Origin of the sequence: Jeotgalibacillus alimentarius (genome assembly GCF_000829445.1) — a bacterium.
Lineage (GTDB): Bacteria > Bacillota > Bacilli > Bacillales > Jeotgalibacillaceae > Jeotgalibacillus > Jeotgalibacillus alimentarius.
Map to the genome: position 1 here is coordinate 86,129 of NZ_JXRQ01000018.1, position 24,863 is coordinate 110,991.

Consider the following 24,863-nt stretch of genomic DNA (forward strand, 5'->3'; position numbering starts at 1 on the left):
CATGAAAGCAACTAATAACACGTTCAGTCAATGATTCCTGTACTTGAAATAGACATATCAACCTCCACTTCTACTGGAAGTTGTGAAAATTTCTCATGCCATTCTTTTTCATCCCACTCATCAGGCATTAATGCAGCTGTCATTCTCCCAATCCCCAGAATATCAGATTGATTTTCCTTTAAAATTGTAAACAGGTCTTCTGTATCCTTCTTTAATGTTTTTTCCCACCATGATTCTATTGAATCTAACTTTTTTGTCCCGACAAGATGATCAGGTCCATACTCTGCTACTGCTCCTTTCAGCTTTATTTTTACTGAGATTCTGAAAGGATCTTTAAGTAGCTTAAGGCTGGTCTTTGTGTTTTTAAATTCCATCGTCATATAATTTGATACTTCAGGTTCTTTGTCTTCTGAATATTTTCTCGTCATACGTACTACTCTGTCGGTCTTATTTCTAAGTACATTGAATATTGTACTTTGGTCATGATTCAAGAATGTTCCTGTATATTTATCTTTACTGAAGAGTGAAGTTCCAATAGCTTCTGCCCTCTTAAGTTCATCTCTATACACTAGTAAAGGTATAAATAAGTCTATACCCGGGTCCAGCAGGATTGTACATGCGTGCTGTAAAGTCATCTTCGGTATGACATTGATAATTTCTGAGCTTTCAAGCAGACCGGCGTAGTATTCCGATTTGTTTTTCTGTGAATCAATCGGCTGATTCAATAGCTCTTTAGCTGAGGTATCGGTCATAGCCAGTCTGGCATTTAGATGGTGTCTTGGGTCTCTGTATATAACATCTATATAGGGATAAATTTTATCCTCAGCGAGATCCTTCCCCAAAACTACGACCTGAAGTTTTGAAAAATCTATATGCTCAGCAACGATTGTATCCAAATGATATCTGCTGTCACGAACAGTTTTATTATTGGTTGATAGAACGTTTACCGTTTCAACCATCTCATCAACTGGAGGAGCAACTGAAGTAGTTTCTTCTGATCCATCTTTCAGCACATCATACCCTACAGTGTAAATAAGCTGAACATCTTTTAATAAATTCTGATCCCAGCAGCTATCAGGAGACAAACACATAATAAAATCAAAATATATTTTTTCAATTATCTCCCACCCTTTGAATGCCAGATCGATATCAATTGCCTGCAATCTCATCATGTATTCTTCGACATGCATCGGATCAGCAATATCATTTAAGTAAATCAGTGCACCTTTGGTATTTGAATATGATCCAATCGTAAAATATCTAATAACCAGGTGAGAACTTTTTAATCTTATTCTGATCAGGTTTAGATTAACAATCAGATTTTCATTGAATCCTGTATGAGAACCTCTGACAATCTGTTCATTTTTCGGTTCCTGAAGAGAGCGCTGAAAACCTTCAAGGACTTAATACTTGTTATTGTCCAGGTGCCCCGTCATTGAATACAATAAGCGTTTCGCCACTTAGCAGAATATCAATAGCGGCGGCAATCGAGAGGTTTGAAGCCTGCTGTTTTATATCCACCGTATCCGGAAGTTCTTCAGTTTTCCAAAACATTTCAGACATCCATTCAAGCAGGCTGCTCTGTTTCTGTGAATCAATCAGTGATTCATAATAGAGCAGTACAGTCTGCTTATCGAGGTAATCAAGTACAACTGTTGTCAGGTCATCCGTATTTCCGGAACTGTAATCAATTTGTTCAATTATTTCATTAAAATTTTTACAATCTTTAATCAGCTGCAGTTGTTTAAACCTTTTCTGATCTTTTTTCATATAGACACATCCTTATAATCAGTATGTCTGCAGAAAGAAAAATTTAATCAAAAAAACTCCCCTTAAAGGAGAGTTTTTAATTAAGATATATTATTTGTCGATAAACATTTGTGTCCAGTAGTTGCCGTTTTCTACATAGCCAACACCAATATGAGTATAGGAAGTGCTGAGAATGTTCTGACGGTGTCCTTCACTGTTCATCCACGCATCAACGACCTGCTGTGGCGTCTGTTGACCCATCGCAATGTTTTCACCTGCTGAACGGTAGTTAATACCATAAGATTTCATCATATCAAATGGTGATCCGTATGTTGGGCTTGTATGAGAGAAATATTGATTTCTTGCCATATCAGCAGATTTTTCTTCAGCTACTGCTGACAGCTCAACATCCGCTGACAATGCCGGTAATCCAGCTTTACTTCTTTCCTGGTTCGTTAATTCAATCACCTGTGCCTCAAAGCTTCCAAGTTCTTGAGGGTGCTCAGAATCCGGGGTTTCTGATACCGTTTCAGGTTCTTTCACTTCTTCAGGTTGTGGAGCCGGTTCTGCTACAGTTACTTCCTCAGGTTGCGCAACAGGTTCAGCTGCTTTATTTTCTTCGGCAGGCTGTTCAGGTTGAACAGCCTGAGTATCAGCCGGACTTTCTGAAGGTGCGGGTGCAGCAGAAGACTCAGTCTCTTTTTCTACTGTTTTTTCAGGTGACTTGTAATGAATCTTAATATCATATTGCTTCATAAAATACTCAAAGCAATCCTGATAGAAATTCTTCTCCCAATTTGCACTCGCTGTACCTGTAGCAGGCGTTACAAGCGCAAAAACAATGGCTGCTGATGCTAGTACTTTTCCAAACATAAGATCCCTCCATAAGTGTTTTGTCTTTCGACATTCTCATCTTAACACCGGTTATGCTGTAACAATCGCGGCAGCATATGGAAGGAGCGTTCGTTAGGAAAATCATTCTAAAATATCATTATTCATTGTCTTGTAAACTGTCATTTTTCTGATAATATAAGGGTTTTCAATAAAACAGCTTAAATAGAAAGACATGGAAAGTCTGCTAGCTGAAACATCATATCGGAAAACATTACATATATATCGCAGTTGACAGCATTTGTGAAAGGTTTTTATTTTTCAATTATGACAAGAGGTTTTCATTTGTTAAAAGTCTGCTCATACAACATGCTAATATAATTATTTAATAAGCGCTGCTGCTCAGATGTTAAGTCTGAATCACTGATTAATTGTCTGGTTATCCTGTATTTTTCTTCGGGACTCCTCCTAAGACGGGGATGTGTATTTTCATCTGACAAATCACTGATAATTAATGCATTCATCTGTTTTATTGACTTAACCGGTCTGTTTTTCCACAGTGATGTGTAAAGATTCAGTATTAAATGTTCAGTCATAACTCCAGGCGTTCCAGTTCTTTACTGATCTGCTCCACATTCAGGTTCTCACCAATAACCACAAAGTTAGGTGGCATCTTCATATCCTGTTCAAAGTAAAGAGGCATGCCGTATGAATATTGAACAAGTGATGGATACTTTTCATTTTTAAATGGAACAAATCCTTTCATACGATACACGGTGGAGGATACCTTCCTCATCCAATCTTCAAATAACGTTCTTTCAACAGGGTTAGAGAAAGTGTGAACAAGCACATTCAGATTTAATTCTTTATCTGCCCGGATATTAGAGGCCCCGTCGTAATCTACTGTACTAATGCTTTCAAGTTCAGCAAAATTTATTTTGGCATGCTGTGTCATGAGTATTTTCGAAGAAGTAATAGATTGTAATTCGTTTAAAATAAAAGGTATCCGGCTTTCACTGATCAAATCAATCTTATTAAGCAGAACGAGGCTTGAAAACCTGATCTGTTCTCTTAAAAGCTGGAGCGCTTGCACAGATAAATTCTCCCTGCTCTCCCATTGCATGACATCTACAGTTGTTAAAATCCCTTTGAATTCGAAACGGTCCGCAAATAATGGTGAAAGCACTGAATCTACTACTTCCACCGGATGCGCAACACCAGTTGTTTCTATAATGAGCGTGTCAAAACCTCCATCAAACAATAGCTGTTGAAGCTGACTTTCAAGTTTATCCTGAATCGTACAGCAAATACAGCCATCAAGTAATTCAGCTAAGGGTACATCACGATCCACCTCTTCTGAATCAATTGATACTTTCCCTGCTTCGTTCATCAATACAGCAGGCTTACGTCCACTTTTTTTCTCATACTGAAGCAGGTTTTTTAACAATGTTGTTTTACCGCTTCCTAAAAATCCTGATAGTAAATAGACTGGTATATTGTGGTTCATCTACTCTTCCTTTCAAAAAAAACCCGGCCGGTAAATGGCCAGGGTTTTTATTCCTTTATGATTATGATGCTACATCTACCTGAATGTCTGCTTCCTCAATCAAATAGTCAATCGCACTATTCTCCTGAGGGTCATCCTCTTCAAGCTGTTCACGCAGGCTTAACATAATAGATGATGCTGTTTCAGCATTAATGATCCCTGTAACTTCCAGGTCATTTTGCTCTTGGTAAGTTTCAACAGCTTCAACAGTAGATCCATCGTATAAACCGTCAACATTACCCGGGTTAATTCCTAAAGCATTCAGCATTTCCTCTGCGGTTTTCACCTGTTCTGAAAGTATAGACTCTTCAAGAGGTGTATCTATATTTAAATATGGCAGAGTTGCATAATCCGGCATATCCACTTCAGTAGTTGGCGCTACTCCTTCTTCATGTACCCAGTTATCTTCAGGTGTTAACCAGCGTGCAGTAGTGATCTTCAAATTAGATGAATCACTGAAATCTTCTGCTGTCTGAACAGTTCCTTTGCCAAATGTATTTTTACCAAACAAAGGAATATCAGCTGTTTCATTGACTGCAGCTGCAACGATTTCAGATGCACTTGCACTTCCTTCATCAATCAGTACAGCGGTTGGCACTTCAACTTTATCGCCTTCCTGCGCAGCGATGACCTGCTTATCTCCGTTACTCTCTTCAATTTGTACAATCGTTTCACCGGCAGGTACAAATAAATTAGCTATTGAGATTGCCTGTGGCAGAAGTCCACCCGGATTTTGTCTCAGGTCTAACACTAATGCCTGCATACCCTGTGATTCAAGGTCATTCAGTGCTTCAGTCAGTTCATCAAAAGTCGTTTCAGAAAAACTTGTCAGCTGAACTGTCGCTACATTCTGATCATTCATCTCATAGTATACAGTTTCTAATGGAATATCATCCCGTGTGATGGTCAAGTCCATTGTATCCTGATTACCTGGTCTTTGAATGGTTAATGTTACTTCAGTGCCTTTCTCACCTCTGATCAATAAGACTGCCTCAGAAGCACTCATACCCTGTATACTCTCACCGTCTACAGCAAGAATCTGATCATTCGGCTGAATACCGGCTCTTTCTGCAGGTGATCCCTTGATTGGAGACACAACAGTGATCAAGTCGTTCATTGATTGAATTTCTGCACCGATGCCCTGAAAGCTGGAGGTAATATTTTCATTGAACTGTGCAGTTTCCTCCTGATTCATGTAATCTGAATAAGGATCTCCAAGTGAATCTACCATTCCATTAATAGCCCCATTTATCAGATCTTCCTCCGTGTATTCAAGGAAGTAATTTTCCTGTATCTTATCATAGGCTTCATAAAGTTTATTGAATTCAGTTCGTTCCTGCACACCCACTGTTACTGCTTTTTCATCTCCAAATGACAGTGCAAAAATGGAAATCCCTGCAGTCGCTAATACAGTGAAAAATAAAAGCATCACGAAATGAAATTTCTTTATATTTACATAGTTGGACAAGGTCTCTTTTGCTTCTTCCTTCGTCACATTTTGATGCTCATTATCCATTTTTTCACCACTTTCTCAACTTACACTTTTGACAATCTACTTTATCTTAACAGCTTTAAGTATCAAGGAAAAGTAAAATATGAACATTCATCAATATGTCGAAATTAAATATGTACTGATATAGTTAACAAGAAATAAAACCGGCTGCTATAGGCAGCCGGTTAACATTTATTCTGCAATCGCTGCGTCTAGAGCAACTACAATCATATCATTGAAAGTAATCTGGCGCTCTTCTGAAGAAGTCGCTTCACCTGTTAAGATGTGGTCACTTACAGTTAATACAGAAAGTGCTTTTCTCCCATGCTTTGCAGCAAGCGTATAAAGTGCAGAAGTTTCCATTTCTACAGCTAAAATGCCGTACTGAGCCCATTTTTCGTGCTCTGCATTATCATCATAGAAAATATCAGCTGTAAATACGTTACCCACCTGAAGGTTAAGACCTTTTTCAAGACCTGCATCATAAGCATTTTTTAATAAGCCAAAGTCAGCTGCAGGTGCATAATCAACACCTTTAAATGTTCTCTGATTCATATTGTTATCAGTAGATGCAGTCATGGCAAGAATAACGTCACGGACTTTTACATCTTTCTGGATTGCTCCACATGTACCTACGCGGATCAGGTTTTTCACACCATATTCCTCAATCAGCTCATTTGCATAAATCGAAATTGATGGAACACCCATTCCGGTACCCTGTACGGAAATTTTATGACCTTTATATGTACCTGTATAACCGAACATATTTCTCACTTCGTTATAGCAGGTTACATCTTCTAGAAAAGTTTCAGCAATATATTTTGCTCTTAATGGATCACCAGGTAGTAGTACCGTCTCTGCGATATCACCTTTTTTTGCACCGATATGAATACTCATTAATTGTTCCTCCCTTACCTTTATGAAGCCTTATTGTAGCCTTTTTTTATTTAATTATCAACTGATTTAATGTTTCGGAGTTGCTACTAAGTTTTTTGCTATCTTTTATCGTTTCTATATTCCTCCCAAAGTTCATCAAACGTTACTGCAAGCGAGTAGTAAATGTCGCTTGTTTCAATGTAGCTGCTGATTTCATCATAATTTTTAGATCTTTTGGGAAAGCTGCTGTCATCATATATTTTATTTGCCAGTTCTTCTTTTGAATCTCTTGCCACCGGTTCTCTGTATTTAAGTACAAAATGATAAAATGTCTTCAACTGCTCACCCCCTGATAAAAAATCATACCATAAAAAAACTGCTCTTCAATGCTGAAGAGCAGTCATTAGGTTATTTAGAAGATACGTTCAGTACTGTATCCTGTCCTGCCTGTACAGAAGATGCAGTCATCTTTTCAATACCTGCCAGATCATCACCGTTTGTAACGATCACCGGTGTAATAATGCTTTTTGCTTCTGACCGGACAAGTTCAAGATCAAACGTTACCAGCGGATCACCAACATTTACTTTTGATCCTTCAGATACGTGTGCTTCAAATCCATTACCTTCCATTGAAACAGTTTCAAGACCGATATGAATTAAAATTTCAGCCCCATTTTTTGCTTTAAGCCCAATTGCATGTTTTGTAGGAAATACTTGAACTACTTCTCCGTCAATTGGTGAGACAACTTTGCCATCTGTCGGTTCAATTGCCACTCCATCACCCATCATTTTTTGAGAAAATACAGGATCCGGTACTTCATCAAGCGTTAAGAGATTACCTGTCAGTGGAGATTTAATTTCAACATTTTTAGGTACTTCTTCTTTTTTACCAAATAATTTTTTTAACATCTAATCACGCTCCTCATGTATATATAGACAATTTACCATCCCGCTAAACTTTCGCATAAAGCAGTCTATCAGATTGTTCATATATTCACAAGTATTATTCCTCAAACAGTTTTTTATATTCCGCATATCCTTCCTGCTCAAGATCCTTATACGGTACAAACCTCATTGCTGCTGAGTTAATACAATATCTTAGCCCTGAAGGTCCGGGTCCATCATCGAATACATGTCCAAGATGTGCATCTGCTTCATTTGACCTGACCTCAGTCCGGATCATGAAGTGGCTCGTATCTTTTTTCTCACTGATTTCACTTTCGTCAATCGGCTTTGTAAAGCTCGGCCATCCGCAACCGGCATCATACTTATCTTTCGAACTGAATAGTGGTTTCCCTGAAATAATATCCACATAGATACCGTCTCCGAATTCGTCCCAGTATTCATTTTTAAAAGGCGGTTCTGTACCATTATTCTGTGTGACTTCATATTGCATTTTATTTAACTGATCAAGATTTTTTTTCATTTGTTAAACAACTCCTTATTCTGTTCAACCAGTTTTTTTCTGCCTGAGCCTGTATAGTAAGCCTGATAATGTGCCGGGTTTTTTTGATAATAATTCTGATGAGACTCTTCTGCAGGATAAAATTCTTTGGCCTCAAAAATGTCGGTTACGATCGGCTTTTTATATTTGCCACTTTCCTGTAATTCTCTTTTTGATTTCTCAGCCAGCTTTTTCTGTTCATCATTATGAAAGTAGATCGCGGTTTTGTATGATTCGCCGCGATCGAAAAACTGACCGCCCCCGTCAGTCGGATCAATTTGTATCCAGAATAGCTCAAGCAGCTTTTCATACGGATACACATCAGGATCAAACTCGATTTGAACAGCTTCCCGATGTCCGGTTTTTTCACTGCAGACTTCCTCGTAAGTGGGATTCTCTATATGCCCTCCTGTATAACCTGATGTGACTTTATGAATCCCGGGCTCCTGGTCAAAAGGTTTTACCATACACCAGAAGCACCCTCCTGCAAATGTAGCTTTTTCAGACTGTGTCATATTCATTCACTCCTATCATTGAGGTACATAAATAGAAAAAGATATTTCATCTTCTTCCAGATTAAATTCATTGGTTTTAACATTAAGGCCTTCAGGTACATCAATTTCTGTCACCTGAACCACAATCTGCTGGTTCTGGGGTTCCATGACCACCCAGTCGGGAAACTCGTAGGAATCATTGATAAATTTCAACACGCTCGATACCGGAAGATCTATCGCGCCTAAAGACAGACTTTCCTGCGTTAACAGCAAATTCCCGTTTTCAAGCGCATTTGCTTCAAAAGACATTTGAAAATCAATGGTGGTGCTGAATATTGGAATTTCACCATTCAGCTTTACCCTATCATCAAATAGCACTGAATAATCGATAGAACCGCCAAGTTCCTCCTCGATAAACCTGTTCGCCATAATTGTCAAGTCTTCCCGGTTCGTGATCACTTCGAATTCCGCTCCAGATTCCGGAGGTGCAGAAGGCGTCGCAATGGCCTGTTCACCTTCTACCGGACGCATTAATAAATAAATCATAATTGCTGCTGTGAGAATTACGATAACCAGTAATCCAAAAAATAAAAACTTCCAGGTGTTTTTCATATCACTCATCTCCTTGACTGCTGCCACCATCTAGTACTTCAATTACACCCTCTTCAATTCTTTCTGCTATTAAAGAGTATCCGTCGTCATTCGGATGAAAATAATCAGTATGCAGTAGATTTTGATCAGTCTGTCTGAAAATATCAGCTACTTCTACATATGAAGTATTTTCATAATCATTTAATATAGCCTCTCCTGAAGCATTCCAGGTTTCAACAATCATTTTCATTTCTTTAACGTCCGCTGAAAAGATAAAAAAAGGATTATATATACCCATCAAGACAATGGAAATATCCGGATTCAATTCTCTGATATCTGATAAAATCGCTGCCAGATGTTCTTCATAATTCAACCTGGCACCTTCAAAGTTTTCAAAAGTCATCGAAGGGAAAGTCGACTTTACAACTTTCATCACATCATTACCTCCGATCGTAATCACAGCAACATCCGATGAAGCAATGGCAGTCCGGATCTCCTCTTCTTCACTAATTCTTTTTAGAAGCTGATCCGAACGGTTTCCGCGTTTTCCAAAATTTAAAATATTTACTTCCCCGAATTCTGTTCTCTCTTCCAGGCTGTCCTCAAGAATTGGAACGTAACCGCCTAAGTCCTGGCTGTCGCCAACTCCCTGTGTTAAGGAATCTCCCAATGAAACAATGTTCAGTGGTTCAGGAAAGAAACCTTCGTCCGGCAGTTTTTTATCTGTTAGTTCTATTTCTCTTTTTTCCTGCTGGGCAGAACTTAACTGACAGCCGGTCATGATCATAAGTGAGCTGCTGATGACCACAAGTAGTATCTTCTTCAATTTTTTCACCTGCCTAAATCCTCTACTTCCATTATATCACCTGGAAATCATGTTCAAACAATTACCTGTTTGGTGGAAGTGCTGAAAAAACTGTGCCCGTATGCCGGACACAGTTCATCATTCATTCATTAAAGTTTTGTATCACTCATGTTATCTATTCGTAATAGTACATAAAGCCGATCGCACCTTTACCTGTATGGGTCGAGATAACAGGAGTCGTTTCGCTGAGGAATACTTCCTCATTGATTTTACCGGACACTTTTTCTGCAAGGGTCATTCCATCAGCATGCACAATGCTGACCTCTTTAACTTTTTTTCCTCGGGTGTCCTGCTCGTATTGGGAGATCAGGTATTTCGCAACCTGATTATAATTTCTTGCTTTTGAGACAGGTGTGTATTCTCCACCAGCCAGAGAAGCGATCGGTTTGATATTCAGGAGTGAACCTAAAAAAGCTCTTCCCTTGCCGATTCTTCCGCCTTTTACAAGATTTTCTAACGTATCAACCACAACAAATAATGAAGAATGGCCTTGTACATTTTTAATCAGGCTGACAATCTCTTCTGAACTTTTACCTTCAGAAGCTGCTTTTGCAGATTCAATTACCTGGTAAGCCAGCGCTCTTGAGATGAATCCTGAATCAATCACAGTCACTTTCGTGTCAGTCAGGTCTGCTGCACTTTCTGCTGATCTGACAGTACCACTCATTTTACCCGTCATATGAATTGAGATGACTTCTGAGCCCTCTTCCCCCAATTGATCATACACCTCTTTAAACGCTCCGGCAGATGGCTGTGAACTCTTAGGCAACTCCTTGGAAGACGCCATTTTCTGCATAAATTCCGATGGAGATATTTCGAACCGGTCCAGATACGATTCTCCATCAATCACTAATGTTAATGGGACAACTGTTATACCATACTTTTCAATTTCTTCATTTGTTAAATCTGAAGTAGAGTCAGTCACTATTTTAATCATCCAACTACCCCTTATCCAATAGGTTATTATTCATTATTATACTCGTTCATTGTATATTCTCATAATACTTCAGGCGTTTTTTATAAATTAGTGACAGTTGTCATACATACCCGGCAAATAAAGGCTGCAAACGCTTTTTCAGACTAATAATTATATAAGACAAATTCAGTCACCTCTTTAATCATTGCCTGAATAATATGATAGCAGTACAATAATAAAAACAGAAACACTTTGAGGTGATACTCGCTTGGATACATTCGATTACAAAGATAAAAGAGAAGAATTTTGGAATGCCGTTACACATGGGGCCGGTTTTTTGCTGTCAATCCCTGCTTTAGTGATGATTATTCTTGCAGCAGTTGAAAGAGGAACTGCATGGCATATTGTCAGTTTTGCAATTTTTGGTTCGACGATGCTCATTTTGTATCTCTGCTCAACACTTCTGCACAGTGTAAGAACTGAAAAACTAAAACGCTTTTTTGCTATACTTGATCATTCAGCTATCTATCTGCTAATCGCAGGTACTTACACACCATTTGTACTGGTTACAATCAGGGATCCGCTCGGCTGGACGATATTTGGTCTTGTCTGGGGACTTGCTGTAGCAGGCATCGTATTCAAATGTTATTTTGTAGACCGGTATCAGATTATATCTACACTATTTTATGTTCTGATGGGCTGGTTAATCATTATCGCAGCCGTTCCGCTCTATAATGAACTCTCACCTGCAGGATTTGGTCTCCTTCTGACAGGCGGATTATTTTATTCAGTTGGTGCAATATTTTATGTATGGAGAAAGATCCCATATAACCATGCGATCTGGCATTTGTTTGTCATAGCAGGAAGTGCATTTATGTATTTCTGCGTTTACTTCTACGCATAAAAAACAGGAAAGCGTTCATCCGCTTTCCTGTTTTTTATTATTTTATTGCCTGCTACTGATCTGAGTGTCGTTGTATAACCACATTTTATTATTTTCAGGATTTATATTCTTTCGTATACTCTGTATTCATAAACATACGGATTCTGGTCATTTTGATTACCTCTTTTATTTGACACGAGTTTCCAATCATCAGATGAATAGGCAGGAAAGTAAGTATCGCCTTCAAATTCTTCATGAATAAGCGTAATATATAGTCTGTCCGCTTTTTCAAGCGCCAATTTATATATCTCTCCCCCTCCAATGACGAATCCTTCTTCATCTTCATTCAGCAGTTTTAACCCCTCAACAAGATCGTGTACCACGATAGCACCGTCACGGGACCATTCCTTGTTACTTGTCAGAACTATATTTCTTCTGTTTTTTAATGGTCCATTCATTGACTCAAACGTTTTTCTGCCCATCAGGATACTGTGCCCAGAGGTCACTCTCTGAAAATATTTGAGATCGTCCGGTAAGTTCCACGGCATATCACCATTTTTTCCGATCACACGATTAAGGTCATGAGCACTGATCATAGAAATCAAATATAACTCCTCCTAAACTGCCACAGGTGCTTTAATAGCAGGATGTGGATGATAATTTTCAATCTTAATGTCATCAGGTGTTAAATCGTATATTGACTTTTCGGAGTTGCTACTAAGTATTGGACTATCTTTAAAATCCCTGACGAGCTGTGTTTTTACCTGTTCAACATGATTTGAGTAAATATGCGCGTCACCAATCGTGTGAATAAATTCTCCGACCGCTAATCCGCATTCATTTGCAATCAGATGGGTCAGTAAAGCATAACTTGCTATGTTAAATGGAATGCCGAGAAATAAGTCGCCGCTTCTCTGATATAACTGGCATGACAGTTTACCATCAGCTACGTAAAACTGAAAAAGTGTGTGACACGGCGGAAGTGCCATAGTTGGTACATCTTCAGGATTCCAGGCACTGACGATATGCCTTCTTGAATCCGGAGAATGCCTGATAGAATGAATGACGTCCTGAAGCTGATCAATTGTTTCACCATTTGATTTCTTCCAGTTGCGCCACTGCTTGCCATACACTGATCCGAGATCACCGAATTTATCTGCAAAAGATTGATCCTGAAGGATTTTATCCTGAAAAATTTTCATTTGCTCCTGATATTGTTCCCTGAACGCTTCATCTTCAAGTGATCTTAAACCAAAATCAGTCATATCAGGCCCTGAGTAATCACTTGATTCTATCCAGTTCTTAAATGCCCATTCATCCCATATATGATTATTGTGTTCTAAGAGGTATTTGATATTTGTTTCCCCTTTTATAAACCAAAGCAGTTCACTGACAATCAGCTTAAAGGGCACCCGCTTGGTAGTAACGAGTGGGAAACCTTCCTGCAGATCAAAGCGCATCTGATGTCCAAACAGACTGATTGTACCCGTACCTGTGCGGTCACTCTTACTGGTTCCTTCTTTTAATACTTTTTCAAGCAGTTCATGATATTGTTTCATTTAATTGCCCTCCGTTTTATGCTGATGTAAATAAAAAGCTGGCATCAGCCAGCTTTTAATCATTCAGCAAATTGTAAATACACAAAGTATGCAAGCATTAATAAAAATCCGATTGAAATCATAATTTCTTCCACTGTCGTAACCTCCTGTTCAGTGAACATTTTTAGAAAACTGAAGCTTTTCTTTTCGTATTCTAGTATAATTGATTTAACTTTATCAGTCCATAACAGATTGATCTACACCTCAGTGATGAAAGGAATAGATACGCATGCCTAACTGGATTAAAAAGTCTTTTGTCATTTTAATTTCAATCCTGACGTTTGGTATGATCTCACCGCAGGATCTGCTCGCAGGAAATAATCAGAAAACAGATGAACAGCAGTTTGCTACTGACCACCTGGAAATTACGCCTTTACCGGCACTCAATAAAGAGCAGACCGCAGAGCAATTAATTTCACAGGCTAAAGAAATTACGGCCACAAAACTCGGGGAAAGAATCCTCCCGAGAATTGAATCTGACTTTGAATCTGAAGTAATACCAAAAATAGAAGAAATTATTATGGATCTTTTTGATACATACCCGGAGGAAGAAATCACTGATTTGGCCATCTCTCCGGTTGTTGGAAAAGGTGATGGAGAAAGAATCTTTCATATAATGGACACAAAATCAAATGATGAAATTCTTTATTTTCATGTAAGAAAAGACCGTCCACCTCTTGAAGGGTACAGCTTCAATTTCCATTATCATTCAGCAGAAGACGGTTTTGAAACACATCATGAATTAGCAGAGATTTATTGGGGGAAAGATACACCTGCCAGGTTCGGCTCTGAACAGGTTCATTAAAATATTAAAGGCTGAAACATCCGTTTAATAGCGGTGTTTCAGCCTTTATTTATGATCCCGTAATGCTGCTTTGTCGACTGTCTGATCAGTTGAGTAAAGCCAAACGCCAAAAAACGGTGAGATCTGAAATGATCTTTTAACATTACCTTTTTTCTCGCTACTCTTTCCGCTTCGTTAATCGCATTTGACAGATTTTCATCCTGTATATATGCCAGCTTTTTTAATGGCGAAATCCCTTCTGATTCAATCGTTTCGGTAAACATTGGATCAAAATATACGACATCATAGCTGTTATCAGGACAGGATTGTAAAAAAGTAAAAGCGTCCGCATGAAACAATTTGATTTGTCTCATTGCCCGGTTAATATCCTCAGATTTATGGGCAAACGTTTTTAACCCCTGTCCTGTAATAAATGCAATTTCTTTTCTGGCCTCAATAGCCGTCACTGGATGATTGCAATACCATGAAGCTACAAGGGCATCAGATGCAATACCTGCTGTACAGTCAAGAAATAGATCATCAGGAGACAGATCCGCTGCCTGTATCAGCGGATCTGCCTCTCCATTCATCATTCTTTTTATCCGGAATGAAGCTGAATTGGGGTGATAGAAGAAAGGTTCACCCCCATCAACAGTAAAGTACTCAAATCTGGTATCTCCTGCGATCAGCATAGCATCCCGGTAGACTTCCTGCAGAGTGGAAATGGATCTTTTATTTCTGTCAACCACCTGAGCATCACTGAAATACTCAGATGCGATCTTAAGATTTGAGAAAGACCCTGCACCGGGCCTGCCTGATGTTGTAATGATCACTGAATAATCCTAGCAGTGCTGATCCATCGCAGATTTCAGATTATCCACAATTTCCTCAACTTCATGATCTTCAATTTCTTCACGTGGAATAAAATGTACAACTTCATTATCCCTTAAAAGGAGTATTGATGGTGACGATGGTTCAAGGTCCGGGAACTGAGCACGCATTTTTGCTGTAGCTTCTTTATCCTGACCTGCAAATACTGTAACGAGATGGTCCGGCTCTTTGTCATGTGTGATTAAAGCCTGAGTGACTGCGGGACGCGCCAATCCTGCTGCACACCCGCAAACTGAATTAACGACTACAAGAGAAGTTCCTTTTGACTCTTCTAAGAAAGATTCTACTTCTTCTTCCGTTCTAAGTTCCTGAAACCCTGCCTGCGTGAGTTCCTGTCTCATTGGTTTAACCAGTTGTCTCATATACTCTTCATATGCCATTGACATGTTATTTTTCCTCCATTCTTTGCTTTCTGGCTTCTGTCATCTGCTTCCAAACAGAGCCTTTTGCTTCCTGTCCTCCGGAAATTCTTTCAATCGCCATTTTAATTTGCAGTTTCACTTCAAATTCAGGGTCATCTTCTGCAGCTTTTAACGCATCAAGTGATTCAGTTGTTCCTGCTTCATATAGGAACATTGCTGCTCTCCAGCGGACAAGCTTATTTTTATCAGATAGAGCTTTCATCATTTCGCCCTCTGCATCAGGGAATCCTAGATCTGACAAACAGTCGCCGGCAGTTCTTCTGACAGAAGCATTTTTATCGTTCAGCCCTTTATATAATGAGGGAAGAACTTCTTCGTCTTCAATCATACCGAGGTATACGACTGCAAGTCTTCTGACTGATACTTTTTCATCATCAAGTGCTACATTCAGCATCGGGATATCATCTGTAACGGGCTCAGGAATCTGTTCGAGCAGCTGGTACCTTTCCTGCCACGTTTCACAGTTTCTTAACGTGTCAGCGGAGATCTTTTTCAGCTCCCTGCTCTTAATAGGCGTATCTCCTGCTTCCCTTGACGCTTCAACAATCGCCTGCACTCTGCTCGATGGATAAGATGCGAGAATTTCATCGGTTACTTCTTCAGCTATTTTATCCAGATCTCCATAACGGATGCCAAAATCTTTCCACTTTCTTTGAAGGACAACGTTATCGCCTTCAAGCTGTGCATCGCTCATTGCCTGGGCAAAATAATCTGGCAAGCCATAACGTTTCTCTTCATCACCAGTGAGTAATTTTATCTGAAGAGGAATTCCTTTGAATTGAAGAACCTGAACATTTACTTCTCCAAAATGTTCATCAGCCTTTTCTTCAATTTCCTCTTCCTCTGTATTTTCGCCAAATACAGCGCGCACTTCCGGCAGGACTGCCTCCCAGTCCGCTTTGGGGTGACGCTCAACTGCCAGGAAATCAGCTACGTGGTAGATTCCCTTCACCCCATCAATTTCAAGCAATTGTTTAATTTTCAAAGGGGCATTTGCCGCATCATCTTTTTTATAATTATTACTTTTACCGCCTGCAAGTGCCTCATCTACAATGACCTTCATTGTATTAGGACTCGGCGTAGGTTCGATTGATAATATTTTCAACGTAATCCCTCCGGTTTTTGCCAATTCTAGTTGCATTGTATCATAATAGATTTTTCAGTTGAAGAAATGGGCTTACTCAGCATATTCAGAAAGGTAGCTCCATCGCTCAATTAGTTCTTCAAGCTTTTGATTAAGTGTATCAAGCTCTTCATTAATCTCTTCTGCTCTCATATAATCGCTGCCGGTTTCATTTAATTCAAGTTCGAGGGTTTCTATCTTCATCTCTGTTTCTTCTATCGTAGAAGTAATTGTTTCCCACTCAAGTTTCTCTTTGTACGATAATCTTGTTTTCTCTTTCGCTTCACCAGCAGGTTTCTCTTCAGACTTCCTATTGGGTGTTTCCTGAGTTTTTTCCAGATTTGATGAGAATTTTTTTTCAAGATAAGTCGAATAATCATCAAGTGTGATATCAGGTGTTTCCGACCGATTCAGGATGATCAGTTTTTCTGCAGTTTTATCCAGGAAGTATCTGTCGTGGGAAACAGTAATAACGACCCCTTTAAATCCTTCAAGAAAATTTTCAAGAACGGTCAGTGTTTGTGTATCAAGATCATTAGTTGGCTCGTCTAACATCAGAACATTTGGCTGCTTCATCAATAATTTTAATAAGAACAGTCTTCTCTTTTCTCCGCCGGACAGCTTATATATCGGTGTTCCATGAACTTCAGGAGGAAATAAGAACTGTTCAAGGATCTGGGATGGTGAAACTGTACCGTCAGCGGTCTCAATCGCCTCAGCTGATTCACGTATATATTCAATCATTCGCATTGTCTGATCCATCTCTTCGATTTCCTGGGAAAAATAACCGATCTTTACTGTTTGTCCGATGTCTACACTGCCGCTGTCAGGTTTGATCCTCCCTGCTATCATGTTCATTAATGTTGATTTCCCGCTTCCGTTCGACCCGACAATGCCAATTCTGTCTCCGGGTGTCACAAGCAGACTGAAATCTTTGAATAACACCTGATCATACTTTTTAGTTACTCCCTTCAGCTCTATCACTTGTTTACCAAGCCTGCTGCTGAGAGATCCAATGTTCAGTTCAGATTCTTCCTGGTTTCCAACAGATTTTTCAAGTATCTCAAACCGCTGGATTCTCGCTTTTTGTTTCGTCGTTCTCGCTTTAGCTCCTTTTCTCATCCAGGCCAGTTCATTTTTATAGAGATTATTCTTTTTTCTTTCTTCAGAAGCCTGCTGCTCTTCACGTTCAGCTTTTGCTTCGATAAATTGCTGATAATTCCCTTTATATTTATATGCTTTTCCTTTTTCAAGCTCCAGCATGGAATTAGATACCTGGTCAATAAAATAACGGTCGTGTGATACGAATAAAATCGCTCCACTGTACTTTTGTAAGTATTGACCAAGCCAAAGTATCGCTTCATAGTCAAGATGGTTCGTAGGCTCATCCAGCAGCAGAAGATCCGGTTCCTCAAGCAGCACCTGAGCCAGTGCCACTCTCTTTTTCTGACCACCGGACAACTGACTGATTTTCATTTCAGTCTGATTCATACCAAGTTTTGATAAAACCGCTTTTGCTTTTGACGCAGCATCCCACGCATTATTTTCATCCATCTTCTGCTGAATGCTGAGCATTCTCTCTTGAATTTGATCCGATTCGGGATTTTTCTCGAATTCGTTCATGATCTGTTGATACTGGTTCATCAGCTTTGTGATTTCAGCATCACTTTCAAATACCGTTTCCATCACCGTTAAATGTTCATTCAGGTCCGGTTCCTGGTCCAGCAGCTTAATCGTATAATTTTTCGGGTATTCAATTTCACCGGCGTCAGCGTATTCTAGGCCGGCAATCATTTTCATCAATGTGGATTTACCTGTTCCATTGACACCGATCAGACCGATTTTATCAGTATCAGTAATTGTGAATGACAAATCCTGAAACAGACTTTTTTCCCCGTACGCTTTTTGCACATTTAAAACTTTACACTGCTTCATTTCTTACCATTCCATTCGTTTAGAAATTGATCTTTAAATTGCTCTAAGAATCTGTGCCTCTCAAGTGCAATTTTGTAGCCTGTTTTCGTATTTATCGTATCTTTCAGTTTTAATAGCTTTTTGTCAAAATGATCAAGGACTGATGGTTCACCGCTCTTCACGCTGTAAAGCTTTTGACCGCCGGCGCCCCCATATGTAAATGCACGCGCTGCACCTATTGCGCCAATTGCATCAAGCCTGTCAGCATCCGCGACAATTTGACTCTCAATTCCTCCCTGGAATAGATCTCTGTTCCGGAAGCTGACAGCTTTAATTTGCGGAATCAGATAATCTGTTTCGTCAGGGGAAAATTCTAGCAGGCTGATCATTGTATTCAGGAAGTCAGCTGCCTCTTCAGTACTGGGATGCAGTTTATCGTCACCTGCATCATGAAATAGCGAGATCAGTTCAACTAATTCTTTCTGCTGAACCCCTTCTATCTCTGCAATTTTCAGTGCCAGATTTTTCACTCTGAGGATATGATCCCATCCATGGCCCGTCCTGTCCTCACTGTGAAATAAATACATTTGCTGCTCGGCTTTTATTAATTGATGATGGGATATATTGATCAACGTTCTGTTACCTCCAGTAAATCGAGGGTTTCGATAACGAAGTAAACCATATCTTCAATATCTCTCAGCATATCTTCTGTAATGGTTCTCTCAAAACGGACGACTGCCTCACAGAAATCAGGATTTCTCGTCGAGGTAACCTTCCTTATATCATAACATCTGTTTTCTCCCCACTGGTTAGAGAGCACACTTAATTCAGGTTCAGTCCAATCATCACCATATTTTCTGAAAATAATAGAAATGGCTGCCCCTGCTTCACTCTCATTATTGCCAGGCAGTAATTCTGCTGCCAGTTTTTTCAGGTCTGCATACAGATTCATATCAGCTTCAAATCCATTTTCTTTCACATGAAAAGTTATATTAAAACTGCGGCATAAGGTTGCAATATCGACCTGATCTGTACGTGAAGTGATTTTAATCGTACCATCGAGATCCCGATCATAAACTGTACCTTCCAATACAGTTTTTAAGTTATCAAAAGCTGTTGGATCAAACATAGTACCTCCCGCATTCTTTTTCGTCATCATAGCATATTCAACCTGCTAAGAGCGATGATATGAGTGCCCGATAATAGTCAGCCTTAAAAAGCAAAAGCATCCATCACAGGATGCTTTTGCTTTACTGAACATGTTAAAACAGTCCGATGCCTTTACCTTCTCCCGTCACATCCATGTTTTTAGCAGCTGGCGTCTTTGGAAGTCCCGGCATGGTCATGACATCGCCGGTAAGTGCAACCAGGAAACCTGCCCCAAGCTTTGGTACAACTTCTCTAATTGTCACTTGGAAGTTTTTAGGACGGCCAAATAATGCCGGGTCATCTGATAAGGAGTATTGCGTTTTCGCCATACATACAGGCAGACTTCCCCATCCGTATGATTCGAATTGTCTGATCTGGGCTTCAGCTTTTTTAGAAAATACTGCTTCTGACCCGCCATATACCTTCTGAATAATCGTATTAATTTTTTCTTTTACAGGCATTTCAAGGTCATAAAGATACTTGAAGCTGCTTTCTCCTTCAATTGCATCAATTACTCTAGCTGCAAGGTCTTTACCGCCTTCTCCGCCCTTTTCCCACACTTCGGTTAATGAAAAAGGAACCTGTTGCGCTTTGCAGAATTCTTCCAGTATTTCAATTTCAGATGCACTGTCAGTATGAAATTTGTTAATCGCCACTACAGCAGGCAGTCCAAATTCACGAATTGTTTCAAGATGTTTTTCTAGATTGGTCAGTCCTGACTTTAATGCCTCTGTATCAGCTTCTGTCAGCTCTTTTTTAGATTTGCCGCCGTGCATTTTAAGTGCGCGCACTGTTGCCACGATCACTACAGCATCAGGGTGTTTTCCTGAAGTTCTGGTTTTAATATTTAAAAACTTTTCTGCTCCAAGATCTGCTCCGAAACCGGACTCCGTCACGACATAATCAGCCAGCTTTAACGCTGTCTGAGTCGCCAGAACTGAATTACAGCCATGAGCAATATTGGCAAATGGACCACCATGAATCAATGCAGGTGTCTGCTCGAGCGTCTGTACTAAATTCGGTTTTAGCGCATCTTTTAAAAGCAGTGCTAAAGAGCCCTGGACTTCAAGGTCAGACACAGTAACAGGCTCGCCCTGATAGGTGTATGCAACAACAATATTGGATAGGCGGTTCTTCATATCATTGATACCTGATGACAGACAAAGTACAGCCATAATTTCTGAAGCGACCGTGATGTCAAAACCGTCTTCTCTTGGCACCCCTCTTGCAGGGCCACCAAGTCCAACGACGATCTGTCTGAGCGCACGATCATTCATATCCATCACACGTTTCCAGATGATTCTTCTCGGATCGATCTGAAGATCATTCCCCTGATGAATATGGTTATCTATAAATGCTGAAAGTGCATTATTAGCAGTTGTGATTGCATGTATATCACCGGTGAAATGGAGATTAATATCTTCCATTGGCAGTACCTGTGCATAGCCGCCGCCGGTCGCACCGCCTTTTACGCCCATGACTGGTCCAAGTGAAGGTTCCCTCAGCGCTACCATAGAGTTTTTACCGGATGCTTTTAATGCGTCAGCAAGTCCTACAGTTACAGTTGACTTTCCCTCACCGGCAGGAGTCGGATTAATTGAAGTGACAAGAATTAACTTACCATCCTTGGCATTTTTTAAGCGGTCAATCGTATCAAATGTGATTTTTGCTTTGTATTTACCATACATTACAATATCATCAGGTGTCATGCCTGCTCCGGCAGCAATCTCGGTAATTGGCATCATAGTCGCAGCCTGAGCGATATCAATATCAGAAGGAACAGTCTTTTTTGTCGTCATAATGAGCCTCCACATCCTATGTAATACCATCATTATAACATGCCGATTTTATTTTAAAAACAAACAAAAAACCGCTTAAAAAAGCGGCTTACTGGTCTTCTTTTTCCTGTAACCTTCGCAGCTTCTCCACCAGCTCCGGTTCATTTTCGAAAAGCTGCACAAGATCTCCTATACGGTCAATAGAGTTCCAGCTTAAATGATGCTCTATTCCTTCAACATCATTATAAATATTCTCATTTTTGACTCCTATTACAGTTAAGAATTGCTCAAGCAATTCATGTCTGAATACAAGCCTCTTCCCAATTTTATTTCCTTTTTTAGTTAAAATGAGCCCTCGGTATTTTTCATATATCAGATACTCATCCTTATCGAGCTTCTGTACCATTTTAGTGACAGAGGACGGATGAACTGATAGTGCCTCAGCTATATCTGACACTCTTGCATACCCTTTTTGATCAATTAATATGTAAATCTGTTCTATATAATCCTCCATGCTGGGCGTTGGCATGCGGGGACCCCTCCTCAAAAAACCATGATTTCATTACTTGTAAAGTGTACTATAACCGCCTTGCGGACACAACTTTATCCATAACAGGAGCACGGACTGATGATTTAGAAAATTCAAACTAATGATTGACTCAATTTTTAATGATGTGTATAGTAAAAATATCATTTATTGATGAATATTTTTATACTTTAATCTGTAAGGGATAAATAGCAGGGAGGAAATCAGATGCATAATGGCAAGGTAAAATGGTTCAATAACGAAAAAGGCTACGGGTTTTTAGAGGTTGAAGGTGGCGATGATGTATTTGTGCATTTTACAGCCGTGCAGGGTGATGGCTACAAATCCCTTGAAGAAGGTCAGGAAGTTTCTTTTGAAATCGTAGAAGGTAATCGTGGTCCTCAGGCTGCGAACGTCGTAAAAAAAGAGTAAACAAAAAGCCGGCAGTGCCGGCTTTTTTTCGTCTAATTTTTTATGACAACTGTTTGCCAAGCTCTTTAATTTTCATTCCAATTGAACATTCCGTTATACAGAATTTATGAGCATATAGCTTACCCTTTTCAGCCCGCAGCTGCTTTTTAACAGGACAGCTTTTACAGTACGTATTCATCAATTCATCAACAGCAGATAAAGCAACTTGTTTTTCCATATTATTCATCCTTATCAGTCCTGCTTTGACTTTTTATATTTACATTGCTTCTTGCCTGATCAGCAAGTTTGTGTGCACCTTTATTATTCGACCTTGTAATGTGTTTAAATACTAACGGCATCTTCTTATCTGCAGCTAACTTTTCAATCCGGTCTGCCCACTTGTTTAAGTTCTCATCATAACTCGGCCATTCCCCGCTTAACTGATTAATTACTGTCAGTGCATCACCACTGCAGGTGATTTGCTGAATATGTCCATTTGCAACGCGGATTGCATGTTCGAGGGCATAATATAAAGACATATATTCTGCTTCATTATTTGAACTTACACCACTTACAAAACGATTACTTTTTTCAACAACTGATTCGCCGTTCCTGTCATAAGTAATGATCCAGCCGAGCCCCGTCTCCCTTGTACCTTTATCAAAAGAAGCATCGAAGAGTACATGTATATTCTTTGCCTCTCCCTCTGTTTTAGTCATCAGTTTTTTAAATTCTTTGACTGTCCATTCCTGCCCCAGATCATCATGAATGGTAATGCTATGAAATCTTCCCGTTTTTTCAAAATCCTGAATAAACAAAGGAGCGCTTTTTTCATCTATCCAACTGCTTTGAAACGTAATATACGAGCCTGAAGGGTGCTGATATGTTGCTTTGAAGAATATATTCAATGTGCCTGATCCCTCCTTCATTCTTTCTATTGTACATTTGAATTGTGCAGCGTTGCAACTGCTGATACACTTCATTCAGGGGGCTTGAAAATATGATTGAACTTTTTATAGACGGCGCAAGCGCTGGTAATCCCGGTATCAGTGGAGCCGGAGTTTTTATAAAAAATGGTAAAAACAGTCATCAATTATCATTTCCATTACCGGAGATGTCAAACCATGAAGCTGAATATGAAGCATTGCTACTTGGACTTGAAAAATGTCTTCCGTATAAAGACCAGATTATTTCATGTAAAACCGATTCACAGGCTGTATTTCAGGCTGTTGAAAAAAGGTATATAAAGAATAAGAAGTACGCACATTATCTGGAGAGAATGAATCAGCTTCTCGATCAATTTGACCTGTTTTTTATTAAATGGATACCCGGTAAAGAAAATCATGTGGCTGACAAGCTAGCAAGGCAGGCCATTCAAGTGCAGAAAGATAAAAATTTTTAAAAGAAAAACGGGACGCTGCACGTGTGTGCCAGCGAGCCCGTTTTATTATAATGCCATTCCTTTTGCTTTAAGATGAGCAGTCATTTCATCTTTACCGCTCCATTCCTGTCCCGACAGTTCTTCAAGTACTGACATGTAAAAACTGGAATCAAATCTTTTCTGACACTTTAATGTTACCTCAATTGCCATTTTGATTAACTGGTCTTCAGCACCAGTGAACTTTCTTCCAAAATAAATAAAACCAATTGCTTCCTCGTCCAGTTTAAATCCTCTTGCATGAAGATCTGCTACAAAGTCATCAAGGGATTTTTTCATTTTGCAAGTTGCTCCATAAATATCTTAACAGATCTGAGACCATGATCATCTATCACTTTTGCAGCATGATCAGGAAGGCCATTCCATTCCCTGATTACCGGCTGTTCTAATGGAACTTCACAATAGATCTCTGCAAGCTTTCTCGATATATGAAGCATTTCCTCATCTTCAGTGATTTTCTTTCTTTGACCGGGGGTCAACTGATCCAGGTTTTTAAGGAGATTTTCTACTGTACCGTACTCTTTAATCAACTTGAATGCTGTTTTTTCTCCGATCCCTTTTACACCTGGATAACCATCACTGGTATCTCCCATCAGTCCCTTTACATCTATAAATTGACGGGGTGTTATTTCATATTCCGATACAAAACGGTCAAGTGTATAGGTTTCATATGTGCCAAACCCCTTTTTAACAAGCCACAGGTCCACATTGGGGCTTAAAAGCTGGAGAAGGTCCTTATCCCCGCTTACAATGCTGACTTTTCCTTCACTTTCCGCTTTGGCAATCGTACCAATGCAATCATCTGCTTCATATCCTTTTACACCAATATTATGAAAGTGAAGTTCTTCAGCAATTTCTTTAACCAGATCAAATTGAGGGATCAATTGTTCAGGCGGGGCATTCCGATTTGATTTATATGAAGAAAATGATTCGTTACGGAATGTGTCTTTTCCCATATCCCAGCAGATTGCTACGTGAGTCGGTTGTATGATGTTTGCAGCTGTTAAAGTATGCTTTACAAATCCCTGAATACCATTTGTAGGCAACCCTTTATCGTTGTACATGAACTGGTTTGTCACTGCAGTTGCGAAAAAAGATCTGAACAGCAGTGCCATACCATCTATTAAAAGTGTATGCTTCAT

The 24,863-nt window shown here is 39.5% G+C and carries 31 protein-coding genes and 1 pseudogene; 4 read left to right on the top strand and 28 right to left on the bottom strand.

The window, feature by feature from the left end; all coding sequences use genetic code 11:
* Positions 1-23: 23 nt before the first annotated feature.
* The 14 genes and pseudogenes from KP77_RS10220 to KP77_RS10285 form a co-directional block, all read right to left on the bottom strand.
* Positions 24-1,148 carry a Ger(x)C family spore germination protein gene (locus tag KP77_RS10220; RefSeq protein ID WP_268747468.1) on the bottom strand — a complete coding sequence of 375 codons (1,125 nt, stop codon included), beginning with the start codon at positions 1,146-1,148 and terminating at the stop codon, positions 24-26.
* Positions 1,125-1,376, bottom strand: a pseudogene (locus tag KP77_RS18530) (spore germination protein); the annotation flags it as partial. The pseudogene KP77_RS18530 and the gene KP77_RS10220, both read right to left, overlap by 24 nt.
* Positions 1,377-1,413: 37 nt before the next feature.
* Positions 1,414-1,770 (bottom strand): hypothetical protein, encoded by a 357-nt coding sequence (locus KP77_RS10225; RefSeq protein ID WP_041122633.1) that lies wholly within the window; start codon positions 1,768-1,770, stop codon positions 1,414-1,416.
* 90 nt (positions 1,771-1,860) lie between these two features.
* Positions 1,861-2,622: a CAP domain-containing protein gene (locus KP77_RS10230; protein WP_041122634.1), complete on the bottom strand. Its 762-nt coding sequence runs from the start codon at positions 2,620-2,622 to the stop codon at positions 1,861-1,863.
* Between the two features lie 550 nt (positions 2,623-3,172).
* Positions 3,173-4,087 (bottom strand): CobW family GTP-binding protein, encoded by a 915-nt coding sequence (locus KP77_RS10240; RefSeq protein WP_041122636.1) that lies wholly within the window; start codon positions 4,085-4,087, stop codon positions 3,173-3,175.
* 61 nt (positions 4,088-4,148) lie between these two features.
* A complete protein-coding gene (locus KP77_RS10245; RefSeq protein WP_041122637.1) occupies positions 4,149-5,642 on the bottom strand; it encodes a S41 family peptidase in 1,494 nt (497 codons plus the stop codon).
* A 168-nt stretch (positions 5,643-5,810) separates the two neighbouring features.
* Positions 5,811-6,515 (bottom strand): purine-nucleoside phosphorylase, encoded by a 705-nt coding sequence (deoD, locus tag KP77_RS10250; protein WP_041122638.1) that lies wholly within the window; start codon positions 6,513-6,515, stop codon positions 5,811-5,813.
* Between the two features lie 98 nt (positions 6,516-6,613).
* Positions 6,614-6,832: a YozE family protein gene (locus KP77_RS10255; protein ID WP_041122639.1), complete on the bottom strand. Its 219-nt coding sequence runs from the start codon at positions 6,830-6,832 to the stop codon at positions 6,614-6,616.
* A gap of 70 nt (positions 6,833-6,902) precedes the next feature.
* Positions 6,903-7,403, bottom strand: coding sequence for a PTS sugar transporter subunit IIA (locus KP77_RS10260; protein WP_041122640.1), 501 nt, complete (start codon positions 7,401-7,403; stop codon positions 6,903-6,905).
* 94 nt (positions 7,404-7,497) lie between these two features.
* Entirely contained in the window at positions 7,498-7,920 is a 423-nt protein-coding gene (gene msrB, locus KP77_RS10265) for a peptide-methionine (R)-S-oxide reductase MsrB (RefSeq protein ID WP_041122641.1), read from the bottom strand.
* Complete coding sequence (gene msrA, locus KP77_RS10270) at positions 7,917-8,453, bottom strand: peptide-methionine (S)-S-oxide reductase MsrA (RefSeq protein ID WP_041122642.1); 537 nt, start codon at positions 8,451-8,453, stop codon at positions 7,917-7,919. Before msrA ends, msrB begins: the two co-directional genes overlap by 4 nt.
* A gap of 15 nt (positions 8,454-8,468) precedes the next feature.
* Complete coding sequence (locus KP77_RS10275; RefSeq protein WP_052474073.1) at positions 8,469-9,044, bottom strand: YpmS family protein; 576 nt, start codon at positions 9,042-9,044, stop codon at positions 8,469-8,471.
* A gap of 1 nt (position 9,045) precedes the next feature.
* Positions 9,046-9,849, bottom strand: coding sequence for an SGNH/GDSL hydrolase family protein (locus KP77_RS10280; protein ID WP_152614716.1), 804 nt, complete (start codon positions 9,847-9,849; stop codon positions 9,046-9,048).
* Positions 9,850-10,003: 154 nt separating this feature from the next.
* A complete protein-coding gene (locus KP77_RS10285; RefSeq protein WP_041122645.1) occupies positions 10,004-10,825 on the bottom strand; it encodes a DegV family protein in 822 nt (273 codons plus the stop codon).
* A 247-nt stretch (positions 10,826-11,072) separates the two neighbouring features.
* Between KP77_RS10285 and trhA the strand changes: the two genes are divergently transcribed.
* Positions 11,073-11,708, top strand: coding sequence for a PAQR family membrane homeostasis protein TrhA (trhA, locus tag KP77_RS10290; RefSeq protein ID WP_041122646.1), 636 nt, complete (start codon positions 11,073-11,075; stop codon positions 11,706-11,708).
* 101 nt (positions 11,709-11,809) lie between these two features.
* Here the strand turns inward: trhA and KP77_RS10295 are convergent, their stop codons facing one another.
* Together KP77_RS10295 and KP77_RS10300 are read right to left on the bottom strand one after the other, a co-directional pair.
* Positions 11,810-12,292, bottom strand: coding sequence for a dihydrofolate reductase (locus KP77_RS10295; RefSeq protein WP_041122647.1), 483 nt, complete (start codon positions 12,290-12,292; stop codon positions 11,810-11,812).
* A gap of 12 nt (positions 12,293-12,304) precedes the next feature.
* Entirely contained in the window at positions 12,305-13,246 is a 942-nt protein-coding gene (locus tag KP77_RS10300) for a thymidylate synthase (protein ID WP_041122648.1), read from the bottom strand.
* A 268-nt stretch (positions 13,247-13,514) separates the two neighbouring features.
* Between KP77_RS10300 and KP77_RS10305 the strand changes: the two genes are divergently transcribed.
* Entirely contained in the window at positions 13,515-14,090 is a 576-nt protein-coding gene (locus KP77_RS10305) for a YpjP family protein (protein WP_041122649.1), read from the top strand.
* Between the two features lie 38 nt (positions 14,091-14,128).
* On the opposite strand, the gene KP77_RS10310 is transcribed toward KP77_RS10305, so the two are convergent.
* The 8 genes from KP77_RS10310 to mntR all read right to left on the bottom strand — a co-directional run bounded on the left by KP77_RS10310 (position 14,129) and on the right by mntR (position 21,875).
* Positions 14,129-14,902, bottom strand: coding sequence for a class I SAM-dependent methyltransferase (locus KP77_RS10310; protein WP_041122650.1), 774 nt, complete (start codon positions 14,900-14,902; stop codon positions 14,129-14,131).
* Between the two features lie 9 nt (positions 14,903-14,911).
* Complete coding sequence (locus KP77_RS10315) at positions 14,912-15,346, bottom strand: BrxA/BrxB family bacilliredoxin (protein WP_041122651.1); 435 nt, start codon at positions 15,344-15,346, stop codon at positions 14,912-14,914.
* A gap of 1 nt (position 15,347) precedes the next feature.
* Positions 15,348-16,487: a conserved virulence factor C family protein gene (locus KP77_RS10320; RefSeq protein ID WP_041122652.1), complete on the bottom strand. Its 1,140-nt coding sequence runs from the start codon at positions 16,485-16,487 to the stop codon at positions 15,348-15,350.
* 72 nt (positions 16,488-16,559) lie between these two features.
* Positions 16,560-18,440: an ABC-F family ATP-binding cassette domain-containing protein gene (locus KP77_RS10325; protein ID WP_041122653.1), complete on the bottom strand. Its 1,881-nt coding sequence runs from the start codon at positions 18,438-18,440 to the stop codon at positions 16,560-16,562.
* Positions 18,437-19,051, bottom strand: coding sequence for an HD domain-containing protein (locus tag KP77_RS10330; RefSeq protein WP_052474074.1), 615 nt, complete (start codon positions 19,049-19,051; stop codon positions 18,437-18,439). Before KP77_RS10330 ends, KP77_RS10325 begins: the two co-directional genes overlap by 4 nt.
* A complete protein-coding gene (locus KP77_RS17560; RefSeq protein WP_152614717.1) occupies positions 19,048-19,548 on the bottom strand; it encodes a hypothetical protein in 501 nt (166 codons plus the stop codon). Before KP77_RS17560 ends, KP77_RS10330 begins: the two co-directional genes overlap by 4 nt.
* A gap of 133 nt (positions 19,549-19,681) precedes the next feature.
* A complete protein-coding gene (locus KP77_RS10340; RefSeq protein ID WP_041122654.1) occupies positions 19,682-21,367 on the bottom strand; it encodes a formate--tetrahydrofolate ligase in 1,686 nt (561 codons plus the stop codon).
* Positions 21,368-21,455: 88 nt separating this feature from the next.
* Positions 21,456-21,875 carry a transcriptional regulator MntR gene (gene mntR, locus KP77_RS10345; RefSeq protein ID WP_041122655.1) on the bottom strand — a complete coding sequence of 140 codons (420 nt, stop codon included), beginning with the start codon at positions 21,873-21,875 and terminating at the stop codon, positions 21,456-21,458.
* Positions 21,876-22,100: 225 nt separating this feature from the next.
* On the opposite strand from mntR, the gene cspD reads away from it, so the two are divergent.
* Positions 22,101-22,304, top strand: a complete 204-nt coding sequence (cspD, locus tag KP77_RS10350) for a cold-shock protein CspD (RefSeq protein ID WP_041122656.1) — start codon at positions 22,101-22,103, stop codon at positions 22,302-22,304.
* 40 nt (positions 22,305-22,344) lie between these two features.
* On the opposite strand, the gene KP77_RS10355 is transcribed toward cspD, so the two are convergent.
* Complete coding sequence (locus tag KP77_RS10355; protein WP_152614718.1) at positions 22,345-22,521, bottom strand: zinc-finger domain-containing protein; 177 nt, start codon at positions 22,519-22,521, stop codon at positions 22,345-22,347.
* A 1-nt stretch (position 22,522) separates the two neighbouring features.
* On the bottom strand, positions 22,523-23,191 hold the full coding sequence (locus tag KP77_RS10360; RefSeq protein WP_052474076.1) for a reverse transcriptase-like protein: 669 nt from the start codon (positions 23,189-23,191) through the stop codon (positions 22,523-22,525).
* A 92-nt stretch (positions 23,192-23,283) separates the two neighbouring features.
* On the opposite strand from KP77_RS10360, the gene KP77_RS10365 reads away from it, so the two are divergent.
* On the top strand, positions 23,284-23,685 hold the full coding sequence (locus KP77_RS10365; protein WP_041122659.1) for a reverse transcriptase-like protein: 402 nt from the start codon (positions 23,284-23,286) through the stop codon (positions 23,683-23,685).
* Positions 23,686-23,730: 45 nt separating this feature from the next.
* Here KP77_RS10365 and KP77_RS10370 read toward each other — a convergent pair whose 3' ends face one another.
* The gene (locus tag KP77_RS10370; RefSeq protein ID WP_041122660.1) at positions 23,731-24,000 is read right to left on the bottom strand and encodes a DUF6123 family protein; all 270 of its coding nucleotides are present in this window, start codon (positions 23,998-24,000) and stop codon (positions 23,731-23,733) included.
* On the bottom strand, positions 23,997-24,863 hold the full coding sequence (locus KP77_RS10375) for a 5'-3' exonuclease (RefSeq protein WP_052474077.1): 867 nt from the start codon (positions 24,861-24,863) through the stop codon (positions 23,997-23,999). Before KP77_RS10375 ends, KP77_RS10370 begins: the two co-directional genes overlap by 4 nt.